The organism is Thermoanaerobacter brockii subsp. finnii Ako-1 (assembly GCF_000175295.2).
Lineage (GTDB): Bacteria > Bacillota > Thermoanaerobacteria > Thermoanaerobacterales > Thermoanaerobacteraceae > Thermoanaerobacter > Thermoanaerobacter pseudethanolicus.
Genome location: NC_014964.1, coordinates 194,812 through 208,779 on the forward strand (window position 1 = coordinate 194,812; position 13,968 = coordinate 208,779).

General features: G+C 33.7%; 14 protein-coding genes. All 14 read left to right on the plus strand.

Annotated elements, in window-relative coordinates; translation table 11 throughout:
- The first annotated feature begins 1 nt into the window (after nucleotide 1).
- The gene (locus THEBR_RS00915) at nucleotides 2-730 is read left to right on the plus strand and encodes a nucleotidyltransferase family protein (protein WP_003867621.1); all 729 of its coding nucleotides are present in this window, start codon (nucleotides 2-4) and stop codon (nucleotides 728-730) included.
- 68 nt (nucleotides 731-798) lie between these two features.
- Nucleotides 799-1,011 carry a CLC_0170 family protein gene (locus THEBR_RS00920; RefSeq protein ID WP_003867622.1) on the plus strand — a complete coding sequence of 71 codons (213 nt, stop codon included), beginning with the start codon at nucleotides 799-801 and terminating at the stop codon, nucleotides 1,009-1,011.
- A gap of 10 nt (nucleotides 1,012-1,021) precedes the next feature.
- Nucleotides 1,022-2,626: a spore germination protein gene (locus THEBR_RS00925; protein WP_009052131.1), complete on the plus strand. Its 1,605-nt coding sequence runs from the start codon at nucleotides 1,022-1,024 to the stop codon at nucleotides 2,624-2,626.
- Nucleotides 2,610-3,719, plus strand: coding sequence for a GerAB/ArcD/ProY family transporter (locus THEBR_RS00930; protein WP_003867624.1), 1,110 nt, complete (start codon nucleotides 2,610-2,612; stop codon nucleotides 3,717-3,719). Before THEBR_RS00925 ends, THEBR_RS00930 begins: the two co-directional genes overlap by 17 nt.
- Nucleotides 3,703-4,854, plus strand: a complete 1,152-nt coding sequence (locus THEBR_RS00935; protein ID WP_003867625.1) for a Ger(x)C family spore germination protein — start codon at nucleotides 3,703-3,705, stop codon at nucleotides 4,852-4,854. Before THEBR_RS00930 ends, THEBR_RS00935 begins: the two co-directional genes overlap by 17 nt.
- A gap of 69 nt (nucleotides 4,855-4,923) precedes the next feature.
- A complete protein-coding gene (spoIIR, locus tag THEBR_RS00940) occupies nucleotides 4,924-5,559 on the plus strand; it encodes a stage II sporulation protein R (RefSeq protein ID WP_012268912.1) in 636 nt (211 codons plus the stop codon).
- Nucleotides 5,560-5,652: 93 nt separating this feature from the next.
- The gene (gene sleB / locus THEBR_RS00945) at nucleotides 5,653-6,363 is read left to right on the plus strand and encodes a spore cortex-lytic enzyme (protein WP_012268913.1); all 711 of its coding nucleotides are present in this window, start codon (nucleotides 5,653-5,655) and stop codon (nucleotides 6,361-6,363) included.
- Between the two features lie 9 nt (nucleotides 6,364-6,372).
- Complete coding sequence (gene ypeB / locus THEBR_RS00950) at nucleotides 6,373-7,707, plus strand: germination protein YpeB (RefSeq protein WP_009052134.1); 1,335 nt, start codon at nucleotides 6,373-6,375, stop codon at nucleotides 7,705-7,707.
- Between the two features lie 65 nt (nucleotides 7,708-7,772).
- Nucleotides 7,773-7,970: a small, acid-soluble spore protein, alpha/beta type gene (locus tag THEBR_RS00955; protein WP_009052135.1), complete on the plus strand. Its 198-nt coding sequence runs from the start codon at nucleotides 7,773-7,775 to the stop codon at nucleotides 7,968-7,970.
- Between the two features lie 132 nt (nucleotides 7,971-8,102).
- The gene (locus tag THEBR_RS00960) at nucleotides 8,103-9,182 is read left to right on the plus strand and encodes a D-alanine--D-alanine ligase family protein (protein ID WP_009052136.1); all 1,080 of its coding nucleotides are present in this window, start codon (nucleotides 8,103-8,105) and stop codon (nucleotides 9,180-9,182) included.
- Between the two features lie 27 nt (nucleotides 9,183-9,209).
- Nucleotides 9,210-9,632, plus strand: a complete 423-nt coding sequence (locus tag THEBR_RS00965) for a YwiB family protein (RefSeq protein WP_012268914.1) — start codon at nucleotides 9,210-9,212, stop codon at nucleotides 9,630-9,632.
- Nucleotide 9,633: 1 nt separating this feature from the next.
- Nucleotides 9,634-11,322 carry an arginine--tRNA ligase gene (gene argS, locus THEBR_RS00970; protein ID WP_012268915.1) on the plus strand — a complete coding sequence of 563 codons (1,689 nt, stop codon included), beginning with the start codon at nucleotides 9,634-9,636 and terminating at the stop codon, nucleotides 11,320-11,322.
- A gap of 46 nt (nucleotides 11,323-11,368) precedes the next feature.
- The gene (locus THEBR_RS00975) at nucleotides 11,369-13,108 is read left to right on the plus strand and encodes a MutS-related protein (RefSeq protein WP_004398976.1); all 1,740 of its coding nucleotides are present in this window, start codon (nucleotides 11,369-11,371) and stop codon (nucleotides 13,106-13,108) included.
- Nucleotides 13,109-13,140: 32 nt separating this feature from the next.
- A complete protein-coding gene (locus THEBR_RS00980; RefSeq protein ID WP_004398975.1) occupies nucleotides 13,141-13,785 on the plus strand; it encodes an MBL fold metallo-hydrolase in 645 nt (214 codons plus the stop codon).
- Nucleotides 13,786-13,968: the final 183 nt, after the last annotated feature.

The window sequence follows — 13,968 nt, forward strand, 5'->3', positions numbered from 1 at the left end:
GGTGAATGCCATAATTTTGGCCGGCAGTACTAAAGAGGATAAGTTGCCTGATAAAGCCTTTATAGAAATAAAAGGGAAATATATGATCTCTTATGTAATTGAGGCTTTAAGAGGTTGTGATAAAATAGATAAAATTGCAGTAGTTGGAGATCCTGAAAAACTTAAAAAAGTAGTAGGTATAGATGTTATCATTGAGCAAGCTGATAATATAATGGATAATGTTTTAAAAGGAGTAGAACTTTTTAAAAATGACAAAAGAGTTTTGATTCTTACTTGTGATATTCCTATGTTGACTAAAGAAGCTGTTTGTGATTTTATTGAAAAGTCAGAAGCTACAGGAGCGGACTTGTGTTATCCTATTGTTAGAAAAGAAGATAACTTAAAAAAGTTTCCTGAGGCTAAAAGGACTTATGCACGGGTAAAGGAAGGAGTTTTTACAGGTGGTAATATTTTTTATGTTAATCCTGGAATCATAGATAGATTAATTAAAGATGCGAAACAATTTATAACTTATAGAAAAAGACCATGGAAATTAGGGAAATTATTAGGAGGAAAGATATTATTTTTATTTTTAATAGGAAGACTTTCAATTTCTCATATTGAGAAAAAAGCAGAAGAGTTATTTAACATAAATGGAAAGGCTATCATATCCGAATATCCAGAGATAGGTAACGATGTTGATAAAGAAGAAGATGTAGTAATGGCAACTAAATATCTCAGTCGAAAATAGGCATAGGCCTATTTTTTTTTTGTATATTTTTTTTCTGAGTGCAAAATATATATTCAGAAGGTGATGGTATGTATAGTTTACTGCATTTTGTAAGACAATACTTTACAGTTTATATGTTTGCTAATGTATTCATTGTAGGGATTTATGAAGCTTTTATTGAGCCTAAATTTTTAGAGAGAAAAGGACTGGATAGGGATGCTAAGCTGTGTAGGTGGATTGGATTGTTTTATGTTTTTATTGGGATAGTTGCTATTATTTTACGAACCTTTTTTCCTATGTAAGGAGGAGAATATGAGATTTTTTGATAAGATATTTGGCAAAAAAAACGATAAAAAGGAAGCGAAAAATGGTACACTAGCTTCAAATAGTCTTAAGGTAAATTTAGATTATATAAAAAATAAATTAAAAGATTGTGATGATGTAATATATAGAGATATTTGGGTGGGGGAAAACCAGCAATATAATCTTGCAATTGTATTTATAGATGGGCTTGTAGACAAAGACCTCATAAATGACCATGTACTCCACTCTTTGCTTTTGGATTCAAGACAAGCAGCCCCTTCTATTGAGAAGATAAAAGGTAATTTATATGAGGTTATAAAAAAAGGGACTATAACTGGAGGGGACATAAAACAGATTACAGACTTGGATAAATGTATTTTATCAATATTGAGTGGAGACACTGCATTATTGTTTGAAGGCTCACCTGAAATAGTCATTATTTCTAGTAAAGGTTGGCAAATGAGGTCAATTTCTTCTCCTGAAGCAGAGACAGTTATAAGAGGTCCCCGGGAAGGTTTTACTGAGACAATAAGGGTAAATACTGCCCTTGTAAGAAGACGGATAAGGGACCCTAATTTGAAAATAAAACAAATACAGATTGGGGAAAGAACTCATACAGACGTAGCAGTGCTTTATATCGAGGATATTGTTGATAGAAATGTGTTGGATAAAGTGATGAAAAGACTTAAAAATATAAAAATAGATGGAGTGTTTGAAAGTGGATACATAGAACAATTGATTGAAGAGGATTGGCATTCACCATTTCCTCAAGTTTTGAGCACAGAAAGGCCTGACAAGGTTGCGGCTTCCCTTTTGGAGGGAAGAGTGGCAATTTTGACAGATAATACTCCTTTTGCTCTCATAATACCTACTACTCTCGCCACTCTTTTTCAATCGCCTGAAGATTATTATGAAAGGTGGATGATATCTTCCCTTTTAAGAATTTTAAGGTTTCTTGCAGCAATTGTAGCATTGGTTTCACCAGCAGTTTACATAGCTTTTACGGCTTATCATCCTGGCCTTATACCGACTAAATTAACTTTATATGTTGCAGCAACACGACAAGGTATTCCCTTTCCTGCTTTTTTTGAAGCTTTAATTATGGAAGCGACTTTTGAGCTTTTAAGAGAGGCGGGAGTTAGGCTTCCTGTACCTATAGGGCAAACTATTGGCATTGTGGGTGGTCTCATTATAGGGCAAGCTGCTGTCGAAGCGGGTATTGTAAGTCCTCTCATGGTAATAGTAGTAGCTGTTACAGCTGTAGCTTCTTTTGCAATACCCAGTTACAGCGCTGCCATTGCTTTTAGAATGCTTAGGTTTATATTTATGCTTCTTGCTGCTGTCTTTGGCTTATATGGCATAATGCTTGGGTTTATGGTGGTTCTCACTCACTTGGTTGTTTTAAAAAGTTTTGGAGTTCCTTATCTTTCTCCATTTGTGGAAATAGACATAAGCGACCTTGCGGATACTTTGATAAAGGCTCCTTTGATGTATTTTAAAAACAGGCCGGAGATTTTAGATACCCCTGATAGAAAAAAGATGAAGGATTTAAGAGAAGAAAAAATAGAAAGCATAGAAGATGATAGGAGAGACAACAATGATAAAAAACAATGACAAAATCTCTGCGAATCAAGTTGCTATAATACTTTTTACTACCATGGTAGGAGCTGGAATATTAAGTCTTCCTGCAGATGTTTCAAAAGAGGTAGGGCCTAATGGGCTTATAGCTATTTTAGGAGGAGGAATTGCTTCTCTTTTTTTTGCAAGGCTGATACTTTATTTATCTTCTAAATTTCCTACAGAAACTTTTGTTGAATATGCCGGTAAACTTATAACAAGACCTATTTCTATTGTTATAAGTGCTGTGCTGGTGTTTTACTTTGTAATGTTTGTAAGCCTTGATGCAAGAATTTTTGGGGAAGTTTTAAAAATATATCTGTTACCTAGTACTCCTATTGAAATTATAATTCTTACTATGCTTTTTAGTTCTGCTTATTTGGTAAGATATGGACTTGAACCAATTGCACGAATGTCAGAAATTTTGTTTCCTATAATGGTGATACCCCTTGTATTACTTTTTTTGCCGGCTTTAACTGATGTAGACTTAAGCAATTTTCTTCCGTTTATGAGAGTTTCATTAATTAAGTTTTTTAAAGGAATGCTTATGACTACATATAGTTTTGTTGGTTTTGAGATATTGTACTTGCTTTTTCCATATGTAATTGATAGGGACAAATTAAAAAGAAGTGTCAATTCAGCAATGTTCTCTACGATGTTGTTTTACATGTATATAACTTTTTTTGTAATCGGCATATTTGGATACAAGGAAACAAGGGAACAGTTGTGGCCTTTTTTGACCCTCATTAAATCGATTAATTTCCCTGTATTTTTCATTGAAAATGTAGAGGGAATTATAATGGGAATATGGACATTCACCATTTTTACTACCATTTATTCTTTTCACTATTTTGCCACTTTGATTCTTTCAAAACTTTTAAAGGCAAGAGAACATTCTTATTTTGTATTGCCGGCAGTTCCAATAATATATTTGATATCCTTAATCCCTGATTCTATTGTGACAGTTTATAAATATGCGGGTTATGTTTCTCAGTACATGTCAGTGTTTTTTATTGCTATATTGCCAATACTGCTGTATATCATTTTAAAAGTTAAAAGATTAGGTGGTAAAGATGAAGAGAAAACTTAAAATAGTGATATTATGGGTTTTAATTCTTCTCATGTTGACAGGCTGTTGGGATAAAATTGAAATAGAAGATAGAGCTTTTGTGATGGCAATTGGCATAGATTTATCTTCTTCGAATAAAAGATATGTTGTGACTTTTCAATTTCCTAATGCTGCCCAAATAACAAAAGGTACCAGCGGTGGTGGAGGAGGAAGTGAAAAGCCAAGTTTTGCTGTTTCTGAAGTAGCTGATACAATTTTTTCTGCATCAAGGCATATAAGTACAAGAATTGATAAAGCGTTGTATTTAGGTCATACACAAGCTATTATTTTTGGCAAAGACGTAGTGGAAAACAAGGATAAATTTCAACAAGTTTTAGATTCTCTTGACAGGAGTTATGAATTGAGCCGTAAAGTTTATCTTCTTGTAACTCCGCAAAAAGCTCAGGATATTCTTCTAAAAAAATATGAGATGGAACCAAATACAGGAGCTTATATTCGAGATATATTCAAACATTACAACAGGACATCAAGATTTCCAACAATTGACTATAATAAAATCACTAAGTCTCTTCATGAGACAAATGGTAATGCGATAATTCCAAAAATAATTGCAGGAAAAGATGAAATTAAAATAGCAGGTTCTGCTATTATCAAAAATTATAAATTAGCAGGTTGGATGGAAGATGATGAAAACATGGGATATATGTTGCTAACTGGACTTGTAAAAGGTGGAGATGTTGCTGTTAGCACGCCTGGCGATGAAGAAAGAATAGAAATTCCTTTTAATATTTCAAATGTTATTAGAAGGCGAGCTGTTAAAGAAGAAAATGGAAAAATTATTTATAGAGTTATACTGGAGGTGGAAGGAGATATAACAGAATATACTTTTGAAAAGCATGGAGAAATGATGAAAGGTGATTTGTTAAACGTCATAGAAAGAAAAACTAGTGACGAAATAAAGAAGATGACACAAAAAGCTATAAATAGATTTCAAAAAGAATTGAAAGTAGACATGCTAGGTATAGGAGATTATATTGAAAAATATCATCCGAGTTTATGGGAAAAGGTGGGGAAAGACTGGGATAAAATTTTCCCGGAAGTAGAGATAAAAGTAGATGTTACTTCTCATGTCCGAAGGATAGGGCTTTTCAGGTAGAAGGGTATATTTTTTAATATATTTGGCAATACTTTAGTTAGACTAAAGATTTGTAATGGAGGATAAGACATGAAACGGTTAATTGCGTTGTTGGTATTAGCAATTATTATAGCAGTAAATTTTTATGGGGCTAAATCTTCCAATTTGCAAAAAGAAGACTTATCCCGTAAATTAATAAGGTTTCATGTGATTGCTAACAGCGATTCCGAAGAAGACCAGGAATTAAAACTTAAGGTGAGAGATGCTATACTTGTTGATTTAACGCCTAAATTTGAAAAAGTAAAAGATTTAAAAGATTCGGAAAGGATTATAAAACAAAGTATTGAGGAGATTAAAAAGGTTGCTGAGGAAGTAATTCGTAAAGAGGGTAAGAATTATGATGTGAAAGTTGCCTATGGCACCTTTGATTTTCCTACACGGTATTATGGAACTATTACTCTTCCTGCGGGGAATTATAATGCGATTAAAGTAGTTATCGGAAACGGCGAAGGTAAAAATTGGTGGTGTGTGATATTTCCTCCCCTTTGCTTTATTGACGTTACTCACGGATTTACAGATACACAAACTGCAGAAGAAGTGGCTAAATATCTTTCTCAAGATGAAATAGAACTTATTGAGGAAGAAAAACCAAAAGTTAAATTTAAAATACTTGAAATTATAGAAGAGTATTATAATAAATTTAAAATGGCATGGATGGCGCCTTAAAGGGCGCTTTAATTTTTTTAGGTTAAAATCGGCGTATAATACTTTTACTACTACAAAAAATATTTACGAATACTAAAGAAAAGGAGGTTCAAAATGAGAAAAGATTTTATTCTCCGCATAAAGATTATAATAACAGTTTTGGTCATTTTTATAACAGCAGTTTTTGAGTATGCAGCTTATGATTTGACTAAAACAGCTATGTCTAACCTTTATTGGGGGAATACAGGTAGTGATGTTGCCAAAGTGCAAGCACGGCTTAAAGACTGGGGATATTATACGGGAGCTGTAGATGGATTTTTTGGGGTTAGAACGTGGCTGGCAGTTCGAAAATTTCAAGCATATAATGGCCTTAGAGTTACTGGCATTGTAGATGATGATACAAAAGTAGCTCTAGGTTTTACGACTACTGCACAGGATTTAGCGGCTTATTACGCTTCTTCTTCTGTTACTACAAATGACGATGTCTATCTTTTGGCAATGCTTATAAATGGAGAAGCCAGAGGGGAACCTTACATTGGAAAAGTTGCAGTTGGAGCTGTGGTGATGAATAGAGTAAGAGACCCGAGGTTTCCAAAAACTATAGCAGGTGTTATATTTCAACCTGGGGCTTTTTCAGCAGTAGATGATGGTCAAATGTGGCTACCTCCTACAAATGACAGCATAAGGGCGGCAAGAGATGCGATTGCTGGATGGGACCCTACTGGTGGTGCATTGTATTATTACAACGCTGCGAGAGTGACAAGTTATTGGATATTTAACAGGCCAATTATAACCCAAATAGGCAGCCATATCTTTGCAAGGTGAGGTGAAAAAATGTTAAAACGGGGCTTGACGGCTTTTGCTTTAATTTTAATATTAATCCTCGGAGCATGGGGATATAGACAATATATTGAAAAAATTTCTTATCACAGGTATTTACAAGCACAATATGATAGGTCTTTTTATCAATTGGTGTCTAACGTAGAGAACATCGAAACTTCTATGGGAAAACTAATGGTAGCTTCTTCAGATAAAACTACTATTCCAATTTTAGATGAAATATGGAGAGAAGCTTTTTCAGGGCAAGAGCACTTAAATCAACTTCCTATAGGGCAGCCTGAAATAGATAATACTTCAAAGTTTTTGACACAAATTGGCGATTACGCTTACAGTCTTACAAAAAAAGTTGCTTCAGGGCAAAAATTATCACAACAAGATTTAGAAACCCTTACGAAATTACAGAATTATGCGGTATTTTTAGGTAAAAACTTACAAGACTTAAGAAAAAAAATTCAAGGTGGATATGAACTTGGAAACTTACGTCAAAAAGGTACACAAAAAATGGGAGAGATTGATAGAAAGATTTTAAATGTAAAAATGAGTAATGTCAATCAGACTATGACAAATTACCCTACTTTGATATATGACGGCCCTTTTTCTGAAAGTTTAGCAAAGACTACACCTAAAGGTTTAGTTGGGAAAGAAGTTTCTTACGATAGAGCTTTACAAATAGCAAAAGATTTTTATGGAAAGCCTGTAGAATCACAAAACAAGTATAGTCCTAACAATGGAAAAATAAAAGCCTATGGCGTAGAATTAAAATCTCCAGGTAAATTACCTGTTTATATAAATGTCAGTCAAAAAGGTGGATATGTTGTATGGATGATGGATCAGAGAAGTGTGAATAAAATAAATATTTCTCAATCACAAGCTTTGCAGTATGCTAAAAAATTTTTAGAAAAACACGGTTTCAAAAACGTGGAAAGTACTTATTCTATGAAGGCAGATGGTAGTGTACAGTTTAATTTTGTTCCTGTACAAGATGAGGTATATTTGTATCCAGACATTGTCAAAGTGAAAGTGGCACTTGACAATGGTGACATAATCGGATTTGACGCTACAGCTTACTACATGAATCATACGGAAAGAAAATTAGAAAAACCAAAACTTACGGAAAAAGAAGCGGAACAAAAAGTAAATAAAAATTTAAAAATAGAAGGAAGGAAATTAACACTTATTCCTTTAGAAAGCGGGAAAGAAGTATTAGCTTATGAATTTAAGGGGACCTACAAAGGAGATACTTTTTACGTCTATATAAATGCATTAAATGGAAATGAAGAAAAAATTTTAAAGGTTATAAAAACAGAACATGGAGATTTGACCATGTAGTCCATAACATAAAAGTGCTTTTAAAGTGCAAAATAATTGTAGGGCAAAAGAAGGAGGGGATAAAAATGGGTAGACGCAGAGGCTTAATGTCTGACCAACTTAAATATGAGTTGGCTAAAGAACTCGGCGTTTACGACACAGTAATGAAGGAAGGTTGGGGAAGTGTTTCTTCTAGAAATTGCGGTAATCTTGTAAAACTTGCAATCGAAAAAGCAGAAAAAATGCTTGTGGGAAATTATAACAACGGAAATACCACCTTCTAAATGCCCACCAAGCTGGGGAAGAAACATCTTCTTTCCCGGCTTTAAATTTATAAAATAAAATTTTTCTTGAATACATATTCTTAAAAGAGTAGAATAAAGATAATGTAAGAAAAATTAGTGGAGTGTGAGAGAATGGAAAAGAAGAAAATAGCTGTTTTATTTGGCGGACAATCAGGAGAACATGAAGTTTCTTTAATGTCTGCAAAGTCTATAATAAACAACCTTGATAAAGATAAATACGAGATTTACATGGTAGGTATTACAAAAAAAGGAGAATGGTATCTGTATAGAGGAGATGTGGGGAAAATAGAAACTGGAGAATGGGAAAAAGAAGGAATTCCTGCAATTATGGGAGCTTCTACAAAGTATAGAGGAATAATAACTTTCGAAGATGGAGAAAACGGTTTTTATCCTATAGACGTGGTATTTCCTGTTTTACATGGTCCTAATGGAGAAGATGGGACTATACAAGGGCTTTTAGAACTATTAGACATGCCTTATGTAGGTGCTAATGTGCTTTCTTCTGCTTTATGCATGGATAAAGTTTTTACAAAAAGAATTTTTAAGGAAGCGGGGTTACCTACACCTGATTTTGTAGTAGTGTATGGAAAAGAGATTGAAGACTTAGAAGCTATAAAGAAAAAAATTGAACACTTAGGATATCCTTGTTTTGTAAAACCTGCTAATTTGGGGTCGAGTGTTGGCATTACTAAAGTCCACAACGAGGAAGAACTTCCTGGGGCCTTGAAATTAGCTGCGAAATATGATAGAAAATTATTAATAGAAAGAGGAATAGATGCCAGAGAGATTGAATGCTCTGTTTTGGGTAATGAAAATCCCGAGGCCTCTATTGCAGGAGAAATTGTTCCTTCTAATGAATTCTATGATTATAATGCTAAATATTTTGATGGGGGTAAATCTCTTCTCTTAATACCTGCACCACTTCCAGATGAAAAAATGGAAGAGGTAAGAAAGCTTGCTATAAAGGCCTACAAAGCTTTGGATTTGAGAGGTATGGCGAGAGTAGACTTTTTAATGGATAGAAATACAGGTACTCTTTATTTAAATGAAGTTAATACCATTCCGGGGTTTACAAAAATAAGCATGTATCCCAAATTATGGGAATCAAGTGGAAAGTCTTATTCAACATTATTGGATGAGCTTATAAACTTAGCAGTAGAGAGCCATAATGAAAAATGTAGGGAATGGTGAGAAATAAGGGAAGAAGGGGAGAGGTAATTGAAAAAAGCGATTATATCCGTAAAAGGTACTCAAAAAAACGATCAAAATGAATCTGATACAATAGAACTTATTACAGAAGGCAATTTTTACATTAAAGGTAATACTTTTTATGTAGTATATGAAGAAAGTGAACTATCGGGAATGGATGGAACTACTACTACTTTAAAAATTACAGAAGACAAAGTTACATTATTGCGGTTTGGCACTAACAAATCGAAAATGGTTTTTGAGAAAAACAAAAGATACGAATCGGACTATGATACCCCTTATGGAAAAATTCTTTTGGGAATACTGCCAACAGATGTAAAAGTGGCTATGTCCGAAGCTGGTGGTGAGATTACTATAAAATATGCTCTTGACCTTAATAACAAGACTGTGAGCAATAATGAACTATACTTAAAAGTGTGGGAGGTAAACTGATTTGGAAAACATTATACAAAAAGTAAAAGATGAAATAAAAGACATGGTGACTACCGCTATTAAGAATTCTGTAAAAGAAGGTTTGATGAATATAGAGGTTATTCCAGAGATAGAAATAGAGGAGCCAAAAGAAAAACAACATGGTGACCTTGCAATAAACACAGCGATGGTAATAGCAAAGCAGGCTAAAATGCCCCCTAAGAAAATTGCGGAAATCATTGTTTCAAAAATGGACCCTTCAAATACTTTTATAGAAAAGATTGAAATTGCAGGACCTGGCTTTATCAATTTCTTTTTGAAGGATAAATTTTTGGAAGAAACTTTAAAGCTCGTTTATGAACGAGGAAAAGATTATGGACGTGTAAATATAGGAAATGGCAAGAAAGTGCAAGTGGAATTTGTATCGGCAAATCCGACGGGTCCTATGCATATGGGAAACGCAAGAGGTGGTGCTTTGGGAGATGCCTTGGCGGCAGTACTTGACTATGCAGGATACGATGTTACAAGAGAATTTTATATAAACGACGCAGGAAATCAAATAGAAAAATTTGGATATTCCCTTGAGGCAAGATACCTGCAATTATTGGGTATACCAGCTGAAGTGCCCGAAGGTGGCTACCAAGGAGAGGACATAATAGATAGAGCGAGAGAATTTTTAGAAATATACGGAGATAAATATAAAGATGTGCCATCAGAAGTGAGAAGAAAGGCACTCATAGATTATGGACTTAAGAAAAATTTAGAAAAAATAAAAGAGGATTTAGCTCTTTACGGGATAGAATATGACGTGTGGTTTTCTGAGCAATCTCTTTATGACAGCGGAGAAGTGTATAAAGTAATTGAAGAGCTTAAGCAAAAAGGATACACTTATGAAAAAGACGGGGCTTTGTGGTTTAAAATGACATTATTTGGCGCAGAAAAAGACGATGTATTAGTTAGGACCAATGGATTTCCTACATATCTCGCTTCTGACATAGCCTATCACAAAAATAAATTTATAACTCGCGGATTTGACTGGGTTATAAATGTGTGGGGGGCAGATCACCACGGCCATGTTGCTCCTATGAAAGGAGCGATGCAGGCACTTGGTATAGACCCTGATAGGCTTGATGTTGTTTTAATGCAGCTTGTGAAACTCATAGAGGGCGGTCAAGTTGTTAAAATGTCCAAAAGGACAGGCAGAATGGTGACACTACGAGATCTGATAGATGAAGTAGGGAAAGATGCAGCGCGGTTTTTCTTCAACATGAGGTCTGCAGACAGTTCCATTGATTTTGACCTTGACCTAGCTAAAGAACAGTCAAATGAAAACCCTGTCTTTTATGTCCAGTATGCCCATGCGAGGATTTGCTCCATAATAAGGCAGTTAGAAGAAGAGGGTGTAAAGATAGATAATATAGATGAAGTAGATTTAAGCCTTTTAAAAGAAGAAGAGGAAAAAGAATTAATTAAAAAATTGGCATATTTCCCTGAAGAAATTACTATTGCTGCAAAGACATTGGCACCCCACAGAATTACGAGGTACATACTTGATGTAGCATCGCTTTTCCATTCTTTTTATAACAGCCATAGAGTAAAAGGCGTAGAAGAAGATTTGATGAAAGCAAGGTTTGTGCTCATATTAGCAGTAAAGACTGTTATAAAGAACGCTTTAGATATATTGAAAATAACAGCACCAGAGAGAATGTAAAAGGCGGTTTTTCCGCCTTTATTTTGTGGTATAGAGGAGGATTACAGTGTTTAACAATGAGATGGTATTAGAGATTCTATATGTAATTTTAATAGGTGGAGGATTAATATTAGGCTTTGAGGTGAACACTTTATTTTTTCTATTACTTTTTGTAGCAATAATCCTTATTTTCATCATAAATAACTACAAAAAAACGGCAAAAATAAAAGAAATAAAAGAAAAGATTGAAGAACAATGGGGAAAAGAACATGTGGAAAAGCGAAACTTTGAGTTTATTAAAAAGCTATATGATATTCTTTTATTAGATAGTAGAAATTCTTCAAATATAGATGACATAACATGGAGAGATTTGGATATGGACTTTGTTTTTGGAAAACTTGATCATACCATGTCAAATCCAGGTCAGCAGTATCTATATAACCTTTTAAGAAACCCGGTTTATGACAAGAAAGAATTAGAGGGTAGAAGCAAAATTATAAATAATTTTATGAAAAATAATGATTTTGCAAAGAGAATTCAATTGTATCTTCATTTTCTTGGGAAAGATCCAAAAGAGGATGTTACAGAATTTTTGTGGAATGGCATAAAAATTACCAGCAATCCGGTACTTTTATATAAGCTTTTAGTATTTTTACTTATAATATCTCCTCTGATAATTATTTTTGTTAATCCCGGTGCAGGTATATTTATGTTAATGTTGCTGCTTATTTCTAATAGCATGATATATTCTAGTACAAAATACAAGATATATTCGGAAATGATGACATTTAAATATGTATTAAAACTTATATCCTGTGCAAAGAATATAATTAAAGAAAGCGACGGTAATCCAGAATTTGATATTGAAAGATTAAAAGATCTATACAACAATACGAAAATTATTAGACGAAACCTCAACTATCTAGATTATTTAAGCAACAGTACAGGGGTAGCTGACAATTTGGGTATAACAGGATTTTTTAGTATAATTTTTTTGATGGAGCCTATAGGCTTTTATGAAGCTGCTAATTTGATAAATAAGCATTTAAAAGATTTACAGGAGCTATATATTGAAATAGGCAAAATTGATACCTATATTGCTCTTGCTTCATATAGGGCAAGCTTAAAATATTGTACTGAGCCTCAACTTACAAAAAGTGATGTACGTTTCATAAAAGCGGAAGATATTTATCATCCTTTGCTTAAAGATCCTGTTCCAAATTCTATAGAAGTTAGGGATAGGGGTATATTAATTACAGGTTCAAATGCGTCCGGCAAGTCAACTTTTTTGAAAACAATAGGAATTAATGCGATTTTTGCACATACTTTTTATACAGTACTTGCAAAAAGCTATTCCTCTAATTACTTTAAAATATTAACTTCGATTGGAACGCTTGACAATATTATTGGTGGAGATAGTTATTTTATGGTTGAGGCTAAATCGCTAAAGAGGATAATTGATGTGATAGATGACAATGTCACAGTTTTATGTATTCTTGATGAAATTTTCAGGGGTACCAATACAATAGAGAGGATTAGTGCTGCCAATGAAGTGCTTAAATATATGATAAGAAGAAATTGCCTGGTTGTTGCTGCTACACATGATATAGAGCTTACAAGATTGGCAGCAGATTATTACGATAATTATCATTTTGAAGAAGAAGTCAATGACAAGGATATTAAATTCAATTATATATTGAAAGAAGGACCGTCAAAAAGCAGAAATGCAATAAAGATTTTAAAATTATTGGGATATCCAGAAGAAATATATAAAAACGCTTTAGACAATACTCAAAAGATTTTATGACTGTGGTATAATATGGTTAGGAGGTGTTTTTTATGAATATAAAATGGTTGGGACATGCCTGTTTTAAGTTGACATCCGAGAAGGGTACGGTCATTGTCACAGACCCTTTTGATGAATCAGTTGGGTACCCTATGCCAAATGTGAAGGCAGACATTGTGACATCTTCTCATTCCCATTTTGACCACAATTATTTTAAGGCGGTAAAGGGAAACTTTGATATTGTTGACACAGTAGGAGAACATAATATAAAAGGTATCAACATAAAAGGTGTAAATACATTTCACGATGACGAGCATGGTGCAAAAAGAGGTAAAAATATAGTTTTTGTCTTTGATATTGATGGAATCAGAGTCTGTCACATGGGAGATTTGGGACATGTTTTAACAGAAAAGCAAGTTGAAGAAATAGGACCAGTTGATGTTCTACTCATTCCTGTTGGAGGCTATTATACAATTGATGCAAAACAAGCGGTAGAAGTGATGAACCAGTTAAAGCCTAAAATAACCATACCAATGCACTATAAAACGGAGTTTATTAATTTCCCTATTGATACTGTGGATAACTTTTTGGATATGACAGGTGGCAAAAAGATTTTATCCACAGAAATGGATGTAAAGAAAGAAGATTTAGAAGGGGAACCAAGAGTAGTTGCTTTAAATTATCAGTATTCTGTATAATTTAAAATGAAGTACAGTTCCTTTGTTCTCACTAAGAGCTTTAGCTTAAACCAAAAAAGTGGGTATCTCATTCCTTTTTAAATTTTTTTAAAAACAAATGAATATAAAAAGACAAAAAGGGCAATATAATAGTGTAAGGTTCGTAATGGTCGAGCCAAGATCATCACAGGACGCAAGTTCTGT

Coding starts and splice junctions, on each gene's coding strand:
- THEBR_RS00930 (WP_003867624.1), top strand. CDS start 2,610: ATGATAAAAAACAATGACAAAATCTCTGCGAATCAAGTTGCTATAATA.
- THEBR_RS00925 (WP_009052131.1), top strand. CDS start 1,022: ATGAGATTTTTTGATAAGATATTTGGCAAAAAAAACGATAAAAAGGAA.
- THEBR_RS00955 (WP_009052135.1), top strand. CDS start 7,773: ATGGGTAGACGCAGAGGCTTAATGTCTGACCAACTTAAATATGAGTTG.
- THEBR_RS00980 (WP_004398975.1), top strand. CDS start 13,141: ATGAATATAAAATGGTTGGGACATGCCTGTTTTAAGTTGACATCCGAG.
- THEBR_RS00920 (WP_003867622.1), top strand. CDS start 799: ATGTATAGTTTACTGCATTTTGTAAGACAATACTTTACAGTTTATATG.
- THEBR_RS00935 (WP_003867625.1), top strand. CDS start 3,703: ATGAAGAGAAAACTTAAAATAGTGATATTATGGGTTTTAATTCTTCTC.
- spoIIR (WP_012268912.1), top strand. CDS start 4,924: ATGAAACGGTTAATTGCGTTGTTGGTATTAGCAATTATTATAGCAGTA.
- sleB (WP_012268913.1), top strand. CDS start 5,653: ATGAGAAAAGATTTTATTCTCCGCATAAAGATTATAATAACAGTTTTG.
- ypeB (WP_009052134.1), top strand. CDS start 6,373: ATGTTAAAACGGGGCTTGACGGCTTTTGCTTTAATTTTAATATTAATC.
- THEBR_RS00960 (WP_009052136.1), top strand. CDS start 8,103: ATGGAAAAGAAGAAAATAGCTGTTTTATTTGGCGGACAATCAGGAGAA.